The 17,687-nt window shown below is 27.8% G+C and carries 23 protein-coding genes; 16 read left to right on the top strand and 7 right to left on the bottom strand.

From position 1 onward, the window contains the following. Positions 1-2: 2 nt before the first annotated feature. Positions 3-695, top strand: a complete 693-nt coding sequence (cybH, locus tag L8W40_RS03740) for a Ni/Fe-hydrogenase, b-type cytochrome subunit (protein WP_258107368.1) — start codon at positions 3-5, stop codon at positions 693-695. Continuing rightward, entirely contained in the window at positions 692-1,225 is a 534-nt protein-coding gene (locus L8W40_RS03735; RefSeq protein WP_263664695.1) for a HyaD/HybD family hydrogenase maturation endopeptidase, read from the top strand. The genes cybH and L8W40_RS03735 overlap by 4 nt, the downstream gene beginning before the upstream one ends. 22 nt (positions 1,226-1,247) lie before the next feature. Here L8W40_RS03735 and L8W40_RS03730 read toward each other — a convergent pair whose 3' ends face one another. Then, entirely contained in the window at positions 1,248-1,670 is a 423-nt protein-coding gene (locus L8W40_RS03730) for a PepSY-like domain-containing protein (protein WP_133318931.1), read from the bottom strand. Positions 1,671-1,796: 126 nt separating this feature from the next. Between L8W40_RS03730 and gltX the strand changes: the two genes are divergently transcribed. The 3 genes from gltX to L8W40_RS03715 are packed head-to-tail and all read left to right on the top strand — an operon-like array spanning position 1,797 to position 5,019. Beyond that, the gene (gene gltX, locus L8W40_RS03725; RefSeq protein WP_263664694.1) at positions 1,797-3,092 is read left to right on the top strand and encodes a glutamate--tRNA ligase; all 1,296 of its coding nucleotides are present in this window, start codon (positions 1,797-1,799) and stop codon (positions 3,090-3,092) included. 1 nt (position 3,093) lies between these two features. Beyond that, positions 3,094-3,381, top strand: coding sequence for a YggT family protein (locus L8W40_RS03720; protein WP_012661430.1), 288 nt, complete (start codon positions 3,094-3,096; stop codon positions 3,379-3,381). Further along, positions 3,382-5,019, top strand: a complete 1,638-nt coding sequence (locus L8W40_RS03715) for a lytic transglycosylase domain-containing protein (protein ID WP_263659682.1) — start codon at positions 3,382-3,384, stop codon at positions 5,017-5,019. On the opposite strand, the gene L8W40_RS03710 is transcribed toward L8W40_RS03715, so the two are convergent. Further along, the gene (locus L8W40_RS03710; RefSeq protein WP_263661337.1) at positions 4,907-5,401 is read right to left on the bottom strand and encodes a hypothetical protein; all 495 of its coding nucleotides are present in this window, start codon (positions 5,399-5,401) and stop codon (positions 4,907-4,909) included. The two genes, L8W40_RS03715 and L8W40_RS03710, sit on opposite strands and share 113 nt — an antisense overlap. Before the next feature lie 87 nt (positions 5,402-5,488). Between L8W40_RS03710 and mobB the strand changes: the two genes are divergently transcribed. The 6 genes from mobB to L8W40_RS03680 all read left to right on the top strand — a co-directional run bounded on the left by mobB (position 5,489) and on the right by L8W40_RS03680 (position 10,667). Then, positions 5,489-5,968 (top strand): molybdopterin-guanine dinucleotide biosynthesis protein B, encoded by a 480-nt coding sequence (gene mobB / locus L8W40_RS03705; RefSeq protein WP_220566249.1) that lies wholly within the window; start codon positions 5,489-5,491, stop codon positions 5,966-5,968. Between the two features lie 9 nt (positions 5,969-5,977). Next, positions 5,978-6,826 carry a class 1 fructose-bisphosphatase gene (locus tag L8W40_RS03700; RefSeq protein ID WP_263664693.1) on the top strand — a complete coding sequence of 283 codons (849 nt, stop codon included), beginning with the start codon at positions 5,978-5,980 and terminating at the stop codon, positions 6,824-6,826. Beyond that, on the top strand, positions 6,826-7,020 hold the full coding sequence (locus L8W40_RS03695) for a hypothetical protein (RefSeq protein ID WP_039618221.1): 195 nt from the start codon (positions 6,826-6,828) through the stop codon (positions 7,018-7,020). Before L8W40_RS03700 ends, L8W40_RS03695 begins: the two co-directional genes overlap by 1 nt. A gap of 13 nt (positions 7,021-7,033) precedes the next feature. After that, positions 7,034-8,920, top strand: coding sequence for a methionine--tRNA ligase (gene metG, locus L8W40_RS03690; protein ID WP_263664692.1), 1,887 nt, complete (start codon positions 7,034-7,036; stop codon positions 8,918-8,920). Beyond that, entirely contained in the window at positions 8,921-9,862 is a 942-nt protein-coding gene (locus L8W40_RS03685; protein WP_263659685.1) for a hypothetical protein, read from the top strand. Between the two features lie 61 nt (positions 9,863-9,923). Next, positions 9,924-10,667: a substrate-binding domain-containing protein gene (locus tag L8W40_RS03680; RefSeq protein ID WP_263660322.1), complete on the top strand. Its 744-nt coding sequence runs from the start codon at positions 9,924-9,926 to the stop codon at positions 10,665-10,667. A 41-nt stretch (positions 10,668-10,708) separates the two neighbouring features. On the opposite strand, the gene L8W40_RS03675 is transcribed toward L8W40_RS03680, so the two are convergent. Beyond that, positions 10,709-11,281 (bottom strand): YceI family protein, encoded by a 573-nt coding sequence (locus L8W40_RS03675; protein ID WP_133318921.1) that lies wholly within the window; start codon positions 11,279-11,281, stop codon positions 10,709-10,711. 62 nt (positions 11,282-11,343) lie between these two features. After that, on the bottom strand, positions 11,344-12,009 hold the full coding sequence (queC, locus tag L8W40_RS03670; protein ID WP_263664691.1) for a 7-cyano-7-deazaguanine synthase QueC: 666 nt from the start codon (positions 12,007-12,009) through the stop codon (positions 11,344-11,346). 52 nt (positions 12,010-12,061) lie between these two features. On the opposite strand from queC, the gene ybeY reads away from it, so the two are divergent. After that, positions 12,062-12,472, top strand: coding sequence for an rRNA maturation RNase YbeY (ybeY, locus tag L8W40_RS03665; protein ID WP_263664690.1), 411 nt, complete (start codon positions 12,062-12,064; stop codon positions 12,470-12,472). Positions 12,473-12,767: 295 nt separating this feature from the next. On the opposite strand, the gene L8W40_RS03660 is transcribed toward ybeY, so the two are convergent. Further along, positions 12,768-13,178 (bottom strand): PepSY-like domain-containing protein, encoded by a 411-nt coding sequence (locus tag L8W40_RS03660; protein WP_133318918.1) that lies wholly within the window; start codon positions 13,176-13,178, stop codon positions 12,768-12,770. A gap of 113 nt (positions 13,179-13,291) precedes the next feature. On the opposite strand from L8W40_RS03660, the gene L8W40_RS03655 reads away from it, so the two are divergent. Beyond that, entirely contained in the window at positions 13,292-13,822 is a 531-nt protein-coding gene (locus L8W40_RS03655; RefSeq protein WP_133318917.1) for a rhomboid family intramembrane serine protease, read from the top strand. Further along, complete coding sequence (locus L8W40_RS03650) at positions 13,819-14,310, top strand: SixA phosphatase family protein (RefSeq protein ID WP_133318916.1); 492 nt, start codon at positions 13,819-13,821, stop codon at positions 14,308-14,310. The genes L8W40_RS03655 and L8W40_RS03650 overlap by 4 nt, the downstream gene beginning before the upstream one ends. Before the next feature lie 438 nt (positions 14,311-14,748). Here the strand turns inward: L8W40_RS03650 and L8W40_RS03645 are convergent, their stop codons facing one another. Then, positions 14,749-14,931: a hypothetical protein gene (locus L8W40_RS03645; protein ID WP_263664689.1), complete on the bottom strand. Its 183-nt coding sequence runs from the start codon at positions 14,929-14,931 to the stop codon at positions 14,749-14,751. 93 nt (positions 14,932-15,024) lie between these two features. Here L8W40_RS03645 and L8W40_RS03640 point away from each other — a divergent pair, with 93 nt between their 5' ends. Together L8W40_RS03640 and L8W40_RS03635 are read left to right on the top strand one after the other, a co-directional pair. Then, complete coding sequence (locus L8W40_RS03640; protein ID WP_263664688.1) at positions 15,025-15,708, top strand: aspartate/glutamate racemase family protein; 684 nt, start codon at positions 15,025-15,027, stop codon at positions 15,706-15,708. After that, positions 15,708-16,775 carry a tyrosine-type recombinase/integrase gene (locus L8W40_RS03635; RefSeq protein WP_220566363.1) on the top strand — a complete coding sequence of 356 codons (1,068 nt, stop codon included), beginning with the start codon at positions 15,708-15,710 and terminating at the stop codon, positions 16,773-16,775. The genes L8W40_RS03640 and L8W40_RS03635 overlap by 1 nt, the downstream gene beginning before the upstream one ends. 34 nt (positions 16,776-16,809) lie before the next feature. Here L8W40_RS03635 and L8W40_RS03630 read toward each other — a convergent pair whose 3' ends face one another. After that, on the bottom strand, positions 16,810-17,673 hold the full coding sequence (locus L8W40_RS03630; RefSeq protein ID WP_263664687.1) for a DMT family transporter: 864 nt from the start codon (positions 17,671-17,673) through the stop codon (positions 16,810-16,812). Between the last annotated feature and the right edge of the window lie 14 nt (positions 17,674-17,687).

The following is a 17,687-nucleotide window of genomic DNA, read 5'->3' as shown; positions in this document are numbered from 1 at the left end:
GTATGGATTCTAAACATTCCTTAAAATCAAACAGAAAGGCTGAATACGAATTTAGTATCGGTCTTCGTTTTACACATTGGTTAAGAGCGGTTGCAATCGTGATTTTAGTGGGGACTGGGTATTATATTTCTTATGTATTTCAATCTCCATCTATTTCATCTGAACCGACTTTATTTATGCAGGCAAAATATCGCATGGTGCACCAAATTTTTGGTTTTATCTTAATAGCTTGTGTGATTTTTAAAACATATTTGTTCTTTTTTGATTCAAAAAGTGATGGTGAGAGAAAGAGTATAAAAGATATTTTTAATGTAAAATTATGGATAGAGCAAATTAAATTTTACATTTTCTTAGGAAAGCACCCGCATTTACAAGGTGTATATAATCCTTTGCAATTTGTAACTTACCTTTTCTTTTATCTTGTTATGTTTGGGCTTATTTTAACAGGTCTAATCCTTTATATGCATGTATATCATGAAGGCTTGGGTGGATTTTTATATAATATTTTAAGACCTATTGAGGTAATGTTAGGTGGATTGGCTGATGTTAGAACCTATCATAGAATTTTAATGTGGGTTGTGTTGATTTTTGTTCCAGTGCATATTTATATGGCTGTATTTAACTCAGTTAAAGGTAAAGATGGTGCTTTAGATGCTATCTTTAGCGGTTATAAATTTGTAAGAGAAAATCGTTGAAACTTCTAGTTTTAGGTATTGGTAATATTATGTTTGCAGATGAGGGCTTAGGCGTTCATCTTTGCAAACTTTTAGAAAAAAATTATAAGTTTTATCATGAAAAAGACTCGGTGAGTTTTGTAGATGGTGGAACTTTGGCTTTACAACTTAGCTATATTATAGCCGAATATGATGAAATGATTGTGATTGATTGTATTGCAGCAGATGATGCTAAGATTGGAGATATTTTTTTCTTTCCTTATGATGCAATGCCAAAAAAAGTTAATTGGAGTGGTAGTGCGCATGAGGTTGAAATGCTTCAAACTTTACAATACATGGAACTTATGGGAGATTTACCTAAAACTCAAATTTTAGCTTGCGTGCCAAAGCGTATAGAGCCATTGAGTTTTGAACTTTCAAAAGAAGTCTTAAATGCTTTAGAAAAAATGGAGAAAATTTTACTTGATTTTTTAGAGAAAAAAGGCTTCTCTTACAAGAGAATTGCTAATTATAATATACAAGAGCTTGCTCTAAATTCTTATAAAAGCTAAGCAAAAAAGCTTAGCTTAAATTCTAATCATCAAATTTTTGTCCCAAGAAATTTCCATTTACATCAGTATAAATTTCCATCATATTATTAAGTTTGAATTTATAACCTTGAATTTCTTTTTCAACTTTAATTATACTTGCATTTGGGTGCATTTTTTTAATCGTTGCTAAAACATTTGGACTTAAAAAAGAAGTATCAATTGGTCTGTATTTTGCATCGATTTCTTTCCAATCTCCATTGATAAAAAACTCAAGCTCAGTTCCATTGTCTAAATAAACATCAAAGCTATCAATATCTTGTTTAACTAAAGCAATATTTGAACCTGTAAAATGTTTTTGTATGAAATTTTTAGAATTTGCTGGTAAAGCATTAACTCCTACAATCATATCTTGTGCAAAAACAAAACCTGCAGTAACTAATGTTGCTAAAGCTATTTTTAATTTCATTTTTTATCCTTTATGTTGAATTATTTATGAAATCATATTGCTATTGAGTGAATTTTGTGTGAACTTAAAAGAAATAGCAAGTATTTAATTGTATAATGATAAAAAAGTTTTTTAAAAGGATAAATAATGTATAGGTTTGCACCATCGCCTACTGGAGATATGCATATTGGAAATTTAAGAGCAGCTTTATTTAATTATATTAAAGCAAGACAAGAAAATTCTGATTTTATTTTGCGTATTGAAGATACGGATAATGCTAGAAATATAGCTGGAAAAGAAGAAGAAATAAAAGCTATTTTAAAAGAATTTGGTATAACTTGGCAGCATTATTATGTGCAAAGTGAGAATTTGAAATTTCATCGTCAAATGGCTTTAAAGCTAGTAAGTGAAAAAAAAGCTTTTGCTTGTTTTTGTACTGAGGATGAATTAGCTCATAAAAAAGAACTAGCTAAAAGTAAAAATCAAGCATATAGATACGATGGTACTTGTGAAAAACTTGCAGATATTGATGTATTAAATTGTGAAAAACCTTTCGTAATCCGTCTTAAAAAACCTCAATCGCAAATGAAATTTATAGACTATATTAAAGGTGAGATTAGTTTTAATCCTGAAGATATTGATAGTTTTGTAATTATGAGGGCTGATAAAACCCCAACTTATAATTTTGCTTGTGCAGTTGATGATATGCTAGAAGGTGTTACTTGTATTATAAGGGGCGAAGATCATGTTTCAAATACTCCTAAGCAAGAACATATTAGAGCAAGTTTGGGTTATGATAAAAGCATGACTTATGCACATTTGTCTATCATTTTAAATGAAGAAGGTGTTAAAATGAGCAAAAGAGAGGCTCATTCTAGTGTAAAATGGATGCTTGATAATGGATATTTAGCAAGTGCTATTGCAAATTATTTAATACTTTTAGGTAATAAAACTCCAAAAGAGATTTTTACTTTAGAAGAAGCCATAGAATGGTTTGATTTGAAAAAAGTTTCAAAATCTCCTGCAAGATTTGATACTAAGCGTTTAATGCAAATTAACCGTGAGCATATAAAAATGCTTGATAATGATAAATTAAATTCTTTATTAAATTTAGGTAAGGATGTAGCTGAGCTTGCAAAATTTTATACTCAAGAAGCTAGCACGCTAAATGAGATAAGAGAAAAAATACAAGCAATTTTTGCAGTTAAAAATTATAATGAATTTGAAAAAGAACGTAAGTTGATTAAAGAAGTTTTAAAAGATTTAGATTTACCTCAAGAATATGATGAGTTTAAAAAGATTTTGATGGAAAAAACAAATTTAAAAGGTAAAAATTTCTTTATGCCTTTGCGTTTGGTATTAACAGGAGTTACTCACGGACCTGAAATGAGTGAAATTTATACTCTAATCAAGCCTTTTGTTAAAGAAATTATAAAGGAGTAAAATGGGAGTTGGAACAAGTTTGATTGTATCTTTGGTGCAAATTTTTTCTTTAGTTATTGAAATTTATGTATGGATTATAATCATTGCAGCATTGATTTCTTGGGTAAGGCCTGATCCATATAATCCTATAGTGCAAATTTTATATCGTTTAACTAATCCTGCTTATGCTTTTGTAAGAAGGTTTATTCCTACTACTATAGGGAGTATTGATTTAGCACCTTTGATTATTATTTTAGGATTAAAATTTATCCAAATATTTTTATCAAATTTAATTTTAGGAAGTTTATAAGTGTTGAAAAAAAGTGTAGTGTTACTTTTAGCTGGAGTTGTTTTTGCAAATAGTGCAATGTATTCTTATAAAGAATTAGAGCAAAGACCAAATTCTTTAGCTAAGGATTATTATTTATATCGTTTATTAGAAAAAAATGAATTTAAAAAAGAAGAAGTTGAAGGTTTAAAAGAACATATTTATCGTTATGCAGGGCGTATTAAAAATGCCATTGAAGCCATTATTCCGCCTTTGGGGTATAATAAAGAATATGAAGCTTGTTATAAATTTAATACGCAAAATATCTTAGATGCTAATGCTACTTGTCAGCTTATAAGATTAAATAGTTTAACTTTTATACAAGATCTTAATGCTTCAGTGCGTAATGAGATGAAAAAAAATATCCCACAGGATAATCCAAATTTAACAAAACTTTTAGAAGCTTTTGATGCTAAAGATCCTCTAAGTTATGCGGTTTTAAATTATGATAGTGCTAATTTTTATAAAATCTATAATTTCTTAAAAGATAAAAAAGATTTTTTCTTAGAAAAAGATTTTGTAAATGAATTAGCTAAAGAAAAAGAATTTACAAATTTTGTAAAAGAAATTATCATTAAGAAAAAAAGTCCATTGATAAGAAAATCTCTAGTCAATGTAGATGCAAATTTAACTTTTCAAGATAATGCTTTTTATCTAGGTGTAAATGCTATTTTAGAAAATGACGATAAAAAAGCATTGGAATTTTTTCAAGTAGCAAAAGATACTTTTAAAAGCAAACCTTTAGCAGATAATGCAAATTTTTGGCTATATTTGATCACTCAAGATAAAAAGTACATTGATGAGCTTGCTCAAAGTGATTCTTTAAATATTTATAGTCTTTATGCAAGAGAGTTAAAAGGCTTACCATTACCTAAAATAGAAGAATTAAAGCCAAAAAAACAAAAAAATAATTTTGATATGAAAGATCCTTTTGCTTGGCAAAAGCTCGCAAAAGAAATTGCAAAAGGTACTCCTAATGAGCTAGAAAAACTTGCAAAAGATTTTTATACCAAGGAAAATATCGCTATTTATGCCTATATTAAAGAAAGGGCCGAAGGTTTTAAAAAACATTATTTTATTATGCCTTATTTTGAATATTTAAAAGATTATTCTACGCAAAGAAAAGCTATGATTTTAGCTTTAGCTAGACAAGAAAGTCGTTTTATACCAACAGCCATTTCAACTTCTTATGCTTTGGGTATTATGCAATTTATCCCATTTTTAGCTAATCATATAGGCAATAAAGAACTGCAAATTCCAAATTTTGATCAAGACATGCTTTTTGAACCAAAAACAGCTTATACTTTTGCAAATCATCATTTAGATTATTTAGAATCTAAACTTAATTCCCCGGTTTTTGTGGCTTATGCTTATAATGGAGGTATAGGATTTACCACTAGAATGCTCAAAAGAGAAGATATGTTTAGAGCGGGAAAATATGAGCCATTTTTATCAATGGAGCTTGTTCCTTATGCAGAAAGCAGGGTATATGCTAAGAAAGTTTTAGCTAATTATGTTGTTTATTTGCATCTTCTGAACGATAATACACCGATTTCGAAATTTTTTGAAACTTTAGCTCAAAACACTGATTCTCAAAACACAAATCAAGTTTTAAAATAGGTTTTTGCACTAATTCATTAAGAGTGATTTTATAATAACTTGCATAATCACTCTTAATGATATATTTAAATAATTCATCATTTTGATCTAAGGTTTTTATGTTAGTTTTTTCTCCATCTATGAGTATTGAAATTTGCTCTTGTTTGATGTTGATATTTGGCAAAAAACTAAGTACAAAAACTTCTTTTTGACTTTTTTCATCTAATACAGGGTTTAAATAGCTCAATAAAGCAACTACTCTATTATCTTTATAATTAAAATTAATTTTTTGTGCATACATTAGAGTTTGACTTTTTAAATTAATTTCACTTTGCTCTTGGGTTTTATTAGAGCATGCGGTAAAAATAAGTGTTAAAAAAATAATCATATAAACTTTTTTCATATTTTTGTTCCTAATTTTTTTATAATTATAAGCTTTTAACTTTTAAAAAGATATAATTTCATTTATTTTATTTGATTTAAGGAAGTTATGAAAAGATTAGCAATGGCTTTTAGCGGGCCTTCCAATTCAGGTAAAACGACTTTGATTACTCAAGTTGCTAAGTATTTTATGGAACAAAATTATAAAGTATGCATTATAAAACATGATCCAAAGGATAAAGCAAGCTTTGATATAGCAAAAAAAGATAGTTTTAAATTTTTTCAAAGTGGTGCTGATGTAATGGTTTTAAGTCCTACAAGGACAACTTTATTTACACATTCTCCAAGTACTTTAGATGAAGCTATTTCTAAACTAGGAGAATTTGATTTTTTATTTATAGAGGGCTTAAAAACCTTAGATATGCCAAGAATTAGCGTTTTTTGTAAAGAAGTAGATGAGAGCTATTTTGCTTATTCTAAGGCTATTGCAAGCTATGAGAAAATTGAAAATAAAAATTTAACTTGGCTTTATTTGGATGATTTGGAAAGTATTTGTGATTTTATATTAAAAAATTCAAAAAAAGTATAGAGGTAAAATATGCAAGAATTAATTGACGATATACAAAAAGCAGTGATTGAAATTTCAAAAGAACTTAGATATTTAAAAGATTTTGATTATACCACTTCTCAAAATGCCACAGGAGATAATCAATTAAAACTTGATGTGAAAAGCGATGAGATTATCACTAGAATTTTAAAGCAAAGCAAAGGTTTAAAAAGCTTAATTAGCGAGGAAAAACAAGAGCAATTGCTAATCAATGAAAATGAAAAATATGTTGTTGCTTATGATCCTTTAGATGGTTCTTCTTTAGTAGATGTGAATTTTGCTATAGGTTCTATTTTTGCTATTTATGAGCAAAAGGCTAGTGCAAAAAATCTAAAAGCAGCAGTTTATGCTATTTATGGCGTGCGTTTAGAGCTTATAGTGTGTATAGACACTCCTAAGCTTTATAGATTAAACGAAAAAGATGAATTTGTTTTTGTTAAGGATTTAAAATTAAATGAACAAGGCAAATTAAATGCAAGCGGTGGGACACAAAAAAATTGGTCAAATACTCATAGAGCCTTTATAAAAGCTTTATTTGATGAGGGTTATCGCTTGAGATATTCTGGTGCTATGGTGAGCGATTTACACCAAATTTTACTCAAAGGTGGAGGATTATTTTCATATCCTGCAACAAGTGATGCGCCAAATGGAAAATTAAGAGCATATTTTGAGGTATTTCCTTTTGCTTTTATTTTTGAAAAAGCAGGAGGGTTTTCTACTAATGGAGAAAATGATTCTTTACTTGATTTAGAATTTGAAAAAATCCATGCAAGTACGCCATGTTTTTTGGGTTCAAAATATGAAATTGAAAAATTAAAACAAGCTTATAAAGGGCTTTAATGGCTGAAGTTAAAGATGAATTTGAACTAGCTTTGGAAGTTAAAAAAAATGAACTTCAAACTTGTCAAAACGATAAAAACTTAAAATCTTGTTTACCTTGCTCTATGATTTTTGAATGCTCTTTAAGAAAAGAGTATATTGATGCAGTTTATAAGAGTATGTCTAAAGGTAAAGAAGGTGGATTTGATTTTTAATTAAAGGTTTAAAATGCGTTATATTACTACTCCGATATATTATGTAAATGATGTGGCACACATAGGTCATGCTTACACTACGATTATAGCAGATACTTTGGCTAGATTTTATCGCTTGCAAGGAGAAAAAACATTCTTTTTAACAGGCACAGATGAACATGGTCAAAAAATAGAGCAAGCTGCTAGCGTTAGAAATTTTACCCCTAAAGAATATGCAGATGAAATTAGTGCTAAGTTTAAAAAACTTTGGGATGAGTTTGAAATTTCTTATGATTATTTCATTAGAACTACGGATGAAAATCATAAATTAAGCGTTCAAAAAGCATTTAAAAAAATGTATGATAAAGGTGATATTTACAAAGGAACTTATGAAGGCTTTTATTGTGTTTCTTGTGAGAGTTATTTTACTCAAACTCAACTTATAAATGAGTGTCATTGTCCAGATTGTGGTAAGAAAACACAGCTTTTAAAAGAAGAAAGTTATTTTTTCAAGCTTTCTAAATATCAAGATCAAATTCTTAAATGGTACAAAGAAAAAGAGCCGATTTTACCTAAAAATAAGGCTAATGAGTTGATTTATTTTGTAGAAGGTGGCTTAAAAGATCTTTCCATTACAAGAACGAGTTTTGAATGGGGTATAAAGCTTCCAAAAGAACTAAATGATGAAAAACATGTGGTGTATGTTTGGCTTGATGCTTTGATGAATTATGTGAGTGCTTTGGGCTATGGACTTGATGATAAAAATATGGATCTTTGGCCTGCTCATATACACTTTGTAGGCAAAGATATTTTGCGTTTTCATGCAGTGTATTGGCCTGCGTTTTTGATGAGTTTAGAACTTCCTTTACCTAAATTTATAGCAGCACATGGTTGGTGGACTAAAGATGGTGAAAAAATGAGCAAATCTAAAGGCAATGTTGTAGCGCCTAAAGAAGTAGCAGATACTTTTGGTTTAGAAGCTTTTAGATATTTTTTACTCAGAGAAGTTCCTTTTGGTAATGATGGGGATTTTTCGCAAAAAGCATTAATCACTAGAATCAATGCAGAATTGAGCAATGAGCTTGGAAATTTATTAAATAGAATTATCGGTATGAGTGCTAAGTATTCTCAAAATATTATTGAGTGTAAAGATGTGAATTTGTATTTTAATCAAGAATTAAATGAATGCAAAGAGTATTTAGATAATGCAATCAATGCTTTGGAAAATATCCAGCCAAATCGCTATTTAGAGGAACTTTTCAAGGCTTTATCTTTAGCAAACTTAAGTATTAGTAAATATGAGCCTTGGAATTTGATTAAAAATAATCAAACGCAAAAAGCTAATGCTTTAGTGGCTTTATGTGCTAATATTTTAACAAAAGCAACTATTTTACTTTCAGCTGCTATGCCAAAGACAGCATTAAAAATTGCAAAGGCTTTAAATTTTGAAATATCAAGCGAAAATTATCAAAAACTAATTTTAAATAATCAATTATGTGATTTAAAATCAAGTGCATGTGAAGCTTTGTTTCCAAAAGTTGAATTAACCCAAGAAAACAAAAAAGAAGAAAAATTAGAAGAGAAGTCAAATTTAGCTCAAATTAAAATAGATGATTTTAAAAAAATCGAAATCAAAGTAGCATTAGTAAAAGATTGTCAGAATATAGAAGGCAGTGAAAAGCTTTTAAAATTTCAACTTGAACTTGAAAATGGCGAACTAAGACAAGTGCTTTCAGGTATTGCTAAATTTTATAAAGCTAGTGAGTTAATAGGCAAGCAAGTTTGCGTAATTACAAATCTAAAAAAAGCTAAAATTTTTGGTCATGAAAGCCAAGGTATGATTTTAAGTGCTCAAAAAGATGAAAAATTAGTTTTGATAAGCCCGCAAGGTTTTATCGAAAATGGAGCTTTAATAGGCTAGATGAATATTTCTAACTTTATCGAACTTATTAATGCTCGAGTTTTAAATTATGGAGCAACTTCTAGTGTTTATGATTTTAGTATAGATTTAAACAAAGTCAAACAAGCAAGTGTTTTTTTTGCTAAAAATAATGAACAAGCAAGCTTTGCTATAAAACTTGGTGCTTATGTTATAGTAAGTGAGGAAAGATTAAAACTTGAAGATAAAGATGTGTTTTATCTTCAAGTTGATGATTTAGAAGCAACTATTTTTAGACTTTTTAGATTTTTAAGTGAAGAAAAATCTTATGAATTTATATATTGCAATCATGTAGAATTAAAATTTGCAAAGGCATTTAATTTTAAAGTCTTAAACTCAAATATTTTATTAGATTTTGATCTTTTGAAAAATTCAAAAGAAAAAACTTTCTTTTGCTCTGATGATGAAAAATTTATTTTAAAACTTAAATCAAATTTTCATACTTTAAAAGCATGTAAATACGAAATTTTAGGCTCTAAATCTTTATTTCAAACAAGTTTGCTTTGTAAAAATTTGTATTTTAAAGATTTAAAATTTGCATTTTTTTATGCAGATATTTTTGCTAGATTTATTGATTTTGCTGAAAAGCAAAATCTATCTTTTAATTTTAATGAAAAAAAGTTAGATCTTTTTAAGGCATATTTTTTAAACTCAAAAAATGAAATTTGTGCTTTTGGTGGAAGTTCTAGAGTAATTTTACTTGTGGAAAACGAAAAAGATTTTGAATTTATATGCCAAAAGCTCCAAGGCGTTAAAGATTTCAAAATAGCATTAAAAAATTCATTATTTTGTGATTTTTCTTATATAAATTTGAGTGAATTAAAGAATTTTTTTGATTTTAAATATTGCCTAATCAAAGAAAGCGAAGAAGAGTTTTTGGAGTATTTTTTAGCACGAGAGAAAAAAATTAGTTTATTTGATTAAAAAAATATCAACTTTAAAAAGATATATTTACGATTTTATTTTATTAATTTAAGGAAAAAATATGAAAAAATTTTTATTTTTAAGTTTATTTGCTGCAGCTGCATTAAATGCTGAAATTTTAGTTTATGGTCCAGGTGGTCCTGCTCCTGTTTTGAAAGAGCTTGCTAAGCAATTTGAAGAAAAACATGGAGAAAAAGTTATTATTAATGCAGGACCAACACCTAAATGGATAAAAAAAGCAAAAACAGATGCTGATATTATTTATTCAGGTAATACTTCTATGATGGATGGTTTTGTTAAAGCAATGCCAAAACAAATCAAAATACAAGATGTTCAGGTTTTAAATGCTAGAGGCTCGGGTATGATTGTGAGAGCAAATAATCCAAAAAAAATTAAAAAATTTGAAGATCTTTTAAAAGATGGTGTTAATGTTATGGTGGTTGATGGAGCAGGGCAGGTTGGCTTATATGAGGATATGGCTTTAAAAACAGGAAAAATTGAAAACCTAGAAAAATTAAGAAAAAACATTAAAGTATATGCTAAAAATTCAAAAGCAGCGGTTGATGAGTGGAAAAATAATCAAAATATCGATGCTTTAATCATTTGGACACATTGGATTAAAGCAGTTGGAGAGAAAGAAAATAAATTTATTTTAGCGGATAAAAATTCAATCATTTACAGAGCGGCTGAAATAGTTCCAACGCAAAAAGGTTTAAAAAATCCAAAAGTAGCTGAATTCATCAAATTTACACAAAGTAAAGAAGCTCAAAAAATTTGGAAAAAAGAAGGTTGGGTAGCTAAATAAAAATCAAAGCATTTTACAAAAAGTAAAATGCTTTTATAGTATTATTTTTCGTTGATTTCTGCTTCGATGCTAATTTGTACTTCATCGCTAAGTGTTAAGCTAGAAGTATCAGGAGCAAATTTGAAATCACTTCTTTTAATTTGTCCTTGTAGAGTAAAACCTGCTTTTTCTTTGCCACTATCTGTTTTAATAACGCCGCCAATTTCAGTATCTAAAACAACATCTTTGCTTACTCCAGCAATGCTTAATGAGCCATACATTTTACCTTTTTCATTAGAGATTTTTTCATATTTACTCATAGTAAAAGTAATGTTTGGATGAGTTTTTGCTTTAAAAAAATCATCTTGTTGTAAATGCGCATCTCTTGCTTTATTTTCTGTGTTTATAGAAGCAACTTTTATATTTGCTTGAAGTTTGTTAAATTCAAATTTAGCACTATCAAAATCAATTACTGCATCATAATCTTTAAAATTTCCATTTACATTGCTAATTTGTAAATGTTTGATTTTAAAAGCTACATTTGTGTGTGCTTTATCTAAGCTAAATTCTTTACTCAAAGCACTACTTGCCAAAATCGAAGCAGCTAAAAATGAACCAAATAATATTTTTTTCATGTTTTCTCCTTAATGTTTAAAAAAGCAAATTATACAAACTAAAATAAAATGAAAGTAAATTTTTAAACATATTCTATAAAATCTTTTACATTAGCCTCTTTAAAGCCTTTTAGTCTTAATAAACAACTATCACATTTACCACAAGCTTTATCTTCTCTTTCATAGCAAGACCAAGTGTATTCTAAGGCTACCTTTTCTTTTAGGGCTAATTCAACTATTTGTCCTTTACTTAGATGAACTAATGGGGTTTTTATTTGCACTTTGCAAGTTTTTGTTGTTCCTTCATTGATAAATTCATTGGATTTTTGTATAAATTTCGCACTACAATCAGGATAACCACTGCTATCTTCTTGTACCACTCCTATAAAAATACTTTCACAATTTTCCTTTTCAGCTATAGCACCTGCGATAGATAAAAAAATACCATTTCTAAAAGGAACATAGGTATTTGGGACTTCTTTTTCATGTAGTTTTTCTTTGGGAATTTCTAAATTTAAATCTGTTAATGAGTTTCCTCCAATATTTGCTATAAATGACACATCTAAAATATATTTTGTTTTTATGTTAAGTTTTTCACAAATTTTATTAAAACATTCCCTTTCTTTAAGCATGGTGCGTTGGTTATAGTCAAAATGTAAAGCAATGATCTCATATCCTTCTTTTTTAGCTAAATATGCACATAAAGTACTATCCATACCACCACTTATAATACAAAGAGCTTTTTTCATGCTTTTCCTTAATTTTGATATAATTTGAAATTATAAAATCAAAAGGATAATAATGATTTTTTATGAAGAAGAAATGGATATTTCTTTTCTTGAAAAAATAGCCCAGAAAATGAGCGATCAAAATGTAGAGCTTGTTTTGGTAGATGAAAGAGTTATGCGTGAGATTAATTTTAGTCAAAGAGGTATAGATAAAACTACAGATGTGTTATCTTTTCCTTTGATGCAAAATTGTGAAAATTTACTTGGCAGCATTGTGATAAATTTAGATGAAGTAAGTAAAAAAGCAATGGAGTATAAACACAGTAATGAAGAAGAGATGGCATTACTTTTTATACATGCTATGCTTCATTTACAAGGATATGATCATGAGGTAGATCAAGGACAAATGAGACAAAAAGAACAAGAATGGATTGAATATTTTAAACTACCAAAAAGCCTGATAGTAAGAGTGCAAGAGGAGTAAATATTTAAAAAATTTTTAGCTTATGTGTGAGTTATATACCTATAATGAAAATACATTTATACTAAATATTTTAGGAAAAATTTGATATTTGTTTATCTAATTTGACAAAGAGTAGTACTAATTTTGATTTTGTCCAAACAAAGTAAAAGCAATATTTAAGGTGATAAAATCAATACGGAGCCTATGATAAAGCTCCTTATTCTACCGGAGCAATTGAAATTTTTATAAGTTTTGATAAGGGTTAAAGCCTTTTTAGAAGAAAATTTAAAACTTGCTTATTTGATCTTAAACAATTTTAATCGTCAAATTTTTGTCTTAAAATAGTCCCATTATCATCAATATAAAGTTTCATTTGATTATTAAGTTCTATTTTGTAATATGAAATTTTTCTTTCTATTTCAATAATCGCTGCATTTGGATAGGTATTTTTAATGGTATTTTGTATTGCTAAAGGCAAAATAGCATAATTTAAAGATCTGAAATTTTCAGCTTCTTTAAATTCTCCATTGAGTGAAAACTCAATTTCACTTCCATCACTTAAATAAATTTCGTAAGAATATCCATCTTGTTCTACTAGACCAATCTCTGCATTAAAGTAATCTTTAATAAATTGTTTGATATTTACCGGCAAAGAATCAGGTGCTATGACTATACCAGCATTAAGAGTATTTAAACTAATCAAAAAAGCTAAAGCTAGTTTTTTCATTTTTAACCTTATTGTATTTTTGACGATATTGTATCTTATTAATGTGAATTTTATGTGTAAGCTAGAATTTAAATAGCTTTTTGTTATAATTATCAAAAATACAAAGTAGGGCAATGGTAGCTTCATTTTTAATCGCTTTTAATGTTATTGTATTTATTTTTGTAAATTATCTTTATTTTGGTTCTTTAAATTTAGATACTATTTTGGGTTTAAATTTATTTTTTTTTCAAGGATTTTACTGGCAAATTTTAAGCTCAATATTTATGCATGGAAATTGGCCTCATTTGATTTTAAATATGATAGTGCTTTTTCAATTTGGTTCTATGCTTGAAAAATACTTAAAAAGTTTTAAATTTGCTCTGCTTTATTTAATCGGTGGAATTCTTTGCTCTTTGCTTAGTGCTTTTTATGTGTATTTAAGTTTTGATGGTAGTTTTGTAAATGTAGTGGGTGCAAGTGGTGCTATATGCGTTTTAATGGGATATTATGCATATTTGGATAAAACCGCCACCAAAGGACTTATCGTGGCTATATTGTTAATGAGTTTCGTACCTATTTTTATGGGTGTTAATATAGCTTGGTATGCACATATTTTTGGCTTTATATGTGGATATGCTTTGGGTAAATTTAAGGTTATAAGATGAAATATATCTATTTTATTCGTCATGCTAAAGCTCAAAAAGAAAATTACGATCAAGATTTACAACGAGAACTTAGTTCTAGTGGAAAAGATGATTTAAAAACTATGATTTATAGGATTAAGGATTTAGAATTTAAAGCCCAAAGCATTATCTCAAGTCCTGCTAAGCGCTGTATAAAAACAGCACAAAAACTCTGTAAAAGCTTTTCTTTAAAAGAAAAAGATATCAAGATAGAAAAAAGCTTTTATGATGGTAATTTAAAGGATGTGTTAAATTTTATAAAAGAATCAAAAGAGAGTAGGGTAGTGCTAATTATGCACAATCCTTTATTGCAAGAACTTTGTGAGTATCTAGCTCATATAGACTTAGAAAACTTTCCAACTTCTGCTATTTTATGTATGCAATTTGATATAAAAGAATTTAAAGATATAAAAGAACACAGCGGGGAAGTTGTGTTTTTTGATTATCCTAAAAGTCAAGAAAATAACTAATCTACATTTTTAAACTTCAAATTTATTTAAGCAAAAATATAAACTAAAATTTAGTTGAAATGAAAAATATACATCTTTAGTCTTTTATAGCTGCATAAAATAACTTATAATATTTTTCAAAAAATTATACTTATTTTTTTATGGATAAATTATTTTCATCCAAAAAATAAAATGCTTTAAAATACTATATTATAGGTATTTTTAAATATATTTTATTTATGTATAAACAGATAAATATAAAAGTTTGAAAATTATAGTTTTCAATACAAAATATATATAATTTCAATATTTTACTATTTATCATATAATTTTACATATATATTAAGTTTAAATTAAAATATTTTTATAGACTAAAAAAGTTAAAATGATGAGTAAAAAAAGAAATTAATACAAAAGTTTAACTTGTGTGGAGTTTTTGATTTTATTTGGATTTTTGAATTAATCTTGAAAGTTGTTTGCTAAAAGTTTAGCACTATTTTCATTTTTGCTAAGTTTTTTCATATTTTCTCTAAATTCGTAAAGTCTTTTTTCTTGTGCAAAGTCGTTATTTAAAGTATTATCTTGTTTTGAAATATTGTTTTGTTTTACTTGCTTTTGCGCGGTTTTTTTCTTAAAAAACATATCATCACCCTATTTTGTTTTTATAATTATAGCTTGATATTTTTTAAGTAAGATTTTTTTATAATTTTTATATTAATTTTAAAAGGAAAAAAATTGAAAACCATAGGTTTAATAGGCGGAATGAGTTATGAAAGCACACTTAGTTATTATGAAATAATCAATAAATTTACAAATGAAAAATTAGGAAAATTACATAGTGCCAAGATAGTTTTAACTAGCGTTGATTTTGAAGAAATAGAAGAATGTCAACGAAAGAATGATTGGCAAAAAGCAAGTGAAATTTTAACCCAACATGCCCTACTTTTGCAAAAAAGTGGAGTTGATTTTATATTAATTTGCACTAATACTATGCATAAATGTTATGAAAATATACAAAAAAACATTCAAATTCCTATCTTACATATAGCCAAAGCTATGCTTTTAGAACTTCAAGAGCAAAATATCGATAAAGTATTGTTATTGGGGACAAAATACACTATGCAAGAAGATTTTTATAAACAACTTTTAATTAACTCAAAGATTGAAGTTTTTATTCCCAAAAATGATGATATTTTAAAGCTTAATGACATTATTTTTAATGAACTTTGCAAAGGTATTATAAATGAAAAATCAAAAAGATATTTATGTGATTTGATTGCTCAATTTCCGGAGGTTCAAGGAGTGATTTTGGGTTGTACTGAACTTGGTTTGATTATAAAAGAAAGCTCTAAAAAGCTATTTGATAGTGCATATATTCATGCAAAAATGGCTACTTTGAAAGCTTTGGAGAATGAGTGATGAAATATCCTCTAGATTGTGAAGAAAATTTTGAAAAGTCATTTTTATTTTGGCTTTGTAGATATGTGAAATTTAAACTAAATTCTTTATCAAATAAAGAATTAAAAGACCCCCAAGCTTTAGCTGTAGTAAATTTAGCTTTAAGTAAGGGTGTTAAAAATATACAAGAGCTTGATGCTTATGTAAAAAAAGCAAGAAATGCAGGACTTAGCGGTGTAAATACATATTTTAATCCTTTGAAAAAACTTTATGAGTATTTGTTATTTTATAAGCTTTATTCACTAAAACAAATCGATGAAGAGCTTTTAGTAGAAATTTTAGCAAGTATTAGTGCTTCTTTGTCTGATGCGAGTAAGAAAAACTACCGCATAGCTGTGATTAATTTTTTTGCATTTTTAGATAAACAAAATGAAGAAGATCAAAAGGCACACATTTTTGATATTAATCTTAAAAATTGGGCAGGTGTAAGTGGTTCTAAGGGAGTTAAGCTACCTGAGTATATGAGTGAAGATGAAGTGAGTAAATTTTTAGATGCTATTGACAATACAGATTTTAAAAGTAATACCATACGCAATCGCTTGATTATTAAAATCATCATTTTTACAGGAATTAGGGTTAGTGAAGCTATTAATATAAAATTAAAAGATATTAGTGAAGAAAATGATCTTTATATTATACGCATTAGAGCTAAAGGTAATAAATACCGCGTTGTGATGATTAAAAAAGAGCTTATAGAACATCTTTTAAAAGATGTAAAGGTAAATTATCTTTCTTATGATGGACTTTTATTTGTCAATCGCAATGGCAAAGCCCTAACCCAAGCTTATGTTTCGCGTATAGTAGAACAAATTTTATTTAAAGCAGGAATTCGCAAGCAAAAAAATGGAGCCCATATGCTAAGACATACCTTTGCTACCCTGCTTTATAAAAAACAAAAAGATTTAGTTTTAGTCCAAGAAGCACTAGGGCATGCGAGTTTAAATACTTCAAGAATTTATACGCACTTTGATAATGAAAAGCTAAAATTAGCTGCAGAGGTAGCCAAAAAACTTCACGATAGAACCTAGATAGTTTTATCTAGTATTTTTTAATCACTTATTCTTAGTGTTTTTTGGCATTTAAAAACACACTAAGAATGATCAAAGCAAAAGCAAAAAGATCAATCACGCTATAAATAGTTCCTAAAAATAAAAAACTCATAAAAGCAGCAGCCACAGGTTCTATACAAGCTATCATACTAGCTTTAAAAGCTCCTATTAATTCAACTCCTTTTAAATATAAACAAAAAGCCCCTATTGTGCCTATAAATACAATCCCACTCATAGCCAAAAAGGAATTTAAAGAAAAATCATGTTTTGGGATATTTCCTTGTAACAATACAAAAAGCAAAAAAGAAGCAAATAAACTAGCTAAACCCATGATTAAAAATAAGCCATATTTTGCTATGATAAGCCTAGCACTCAAAGAATAAAACGCTACTCCAAGAGCTCCAAAAAAAGCCCAAATAACACCTCTTATATCAAGTTTTAATGTATTAATATCCCCATTTGTTATAAGTAAAAATAAGGCAAAAAGTATTAAAAACAAAGCGATTAGCTCTATTTTTTTAGGAAAAATTTTATTTTTAAAACACATAAAAAGCATTATGATTAATGGTGCGTTGTATTGTATCATTGTGGCAGTTCCTGCATCGGTATAATAAATAGCTTTAAAATAACCATATTGAGTTATCAATAAACCAAAGATAGAAAAAATTAAAAGAGAGCTAAGTTCTTGTTTTTGCTTTAGTAGTTTTAGTTTGAAATTTTTTACACCCAAAATTATTAAAATAACGCCGGTAAAAAGCAAACGATAAAAACTTACCCATTCAGCAGAATAATGATTTTTAAACAAATACTCAGCCAAAACCCCACTTATGGCCCAAAATATCCCACCAAGTATGACTAGAAAAACTCCAAAAAACACCTTTAATCTTATTA

Origin of the sequence: Campylobacter sp. IFREMER_LSEM_CL1846, assembly GCF_025772105.1 — a bacterium.
Classification (GTDB): Bacteria; Campylobacterota; Campylobacteria; order Campylobacterales; family Campylobacteraceae; genus Campylobacter_D; species Campylobacter_D lari_D.
This window is presented reverse-complemented; position numbering and strand designations above follow the sequence as displayed.

Excerpts from the sequence above, each read along its gene's own strand:
- cybH (WP_258107368.1), top strand. The coding sequence starts at position 3 with ATGGATTCTAAACATTCCTTAAAATCAAACAGAAAGGCTGAATACGAA.
- L8W40_RS03645 (WP_263664689.1), bottom strand. The coding sequence starts at position 14,931 with ATGTTTTTTAAGAAAAAAACCGCGCAAAAGCAAGTAAAACAAAACAAT.
- gltX (WP_263664694.1), top strand. The coding sequence starts at position 1,797 with ATGTATAGGTTTGCACCATCGCCTACTGGAGATATGCATATTGGAAAT.
- L8W40_RS03675 (WP_133318921.1), bottom strand. The coding sequence starts at position 11,281 with ATGAAAAAAATATTATTTGGTTCATTTTTAGCTGCTTCGATTTTGGCA.
- L8W40_RS03720 (WP_012661430.1), top strand. The coding sequence starts at position 3,094 with ATGGGAGTTGGAACAAGTTTGATTGTATCTTTGGTGCAAATTTTTTCT.
- L8W40_RS03650 (WP_133318916.1), top strand. The coding sequence starts at position 13,819 with ATGAAATATATCTATTTTATTCGTCATGCTAAAGCTCAAAAAGAAAAT.
- L8W40_RS03730 (WP_133318931.1), bottom strand. The coding sequence starts at position 1,670 with ATGAAATTAAAAATAGCTTTAGCAACATTAGTTACTGCAGGTTTTGTT.
- L8W40_RS03680 (WP_263660322.1), top strand. The coding sequence starts at position 9,924 with ATGAAAAAATTTTTATTTTTAAGTTTATTTGCTGCAGCTGCATTAAAT.
- metG (WP_263664692.1), top strand. The coding sequence starts at position 7,034 with ATGCGTTATATTACTACTCCGATATATTATGTAAATGATGTGGCACAC.
- L8W40_RS03635 (WP_220566363.1), top strand. The coding sequence starts at position 15,708 with ATGAAATATCCTCTAGATTGTGAAGAAAATTTTGAAAAGTCATTTTTA.
- L8W40_RS03700 (WP_263664693.1), top strand. The coding sequence starts at position 5,978 with ATGCAAGAATTAATTGACGATATACAAAAAGCAGTGATTGAAATTTCA.
- queC (WP_263664691.1), bottom strand. The coding sequence starts at position 12,009 with ATGAAAAAAGCTCTTTGTATTATAAGTGGTGGTATGGATAGTACTTTA.
- ybeY (WP_263664690.1), top strand. The coding sequence starts at position 12,062 with ATGATTTTTTATGAAGAAGAAATGGATATTTCTTTTCTTGAAAAAATA.
- L8W40_RS03685 (WP_263659685.1), top strand. The coding sequence starts at position 8,921 with ATGAATATTTCTAACTTTATCGAACTTATTAATGCTCGAGTTTTAAAT.
- L8W40_RS03655 (WP_133318917.1), top strand. The coding sequence starts at position 13,292 with ATGGTAGCTTCATTTTTAATCGCTTTTAATGTTATTGTATTTATTTTT.
- L8W40_RS03695 (WP_039618221.1), top strand. The coding sequence starts at position 6,826 with ATGGCTGAAGTTAAAGATGAATTTGAACTAGCTTTGGAAGTTAAAAAA.
- mobB (WP_220566249.1), top strand. The coding sequence starts at position 5,489 with ATGAAAAGATTAGCAATGGCTTTTAGCGGGCCTTCCAATTCAGGTAAA.
- L8W40_RS03710 (WP_263661337.1), bottom strand. The coding sequence starts at position 5,401 with ATGAAAAAAGTTTATATGATTATTTTTTTAACACTTATTTTTACCGCA.
- L8W40_RS03660 (WP_133318918.1), bottom strand. The coding sequence starts at position 13,178 with ATGAAAAAACTAGCTTTAGCTTTTTTGATTAGTTTAAATACTCTTAAT.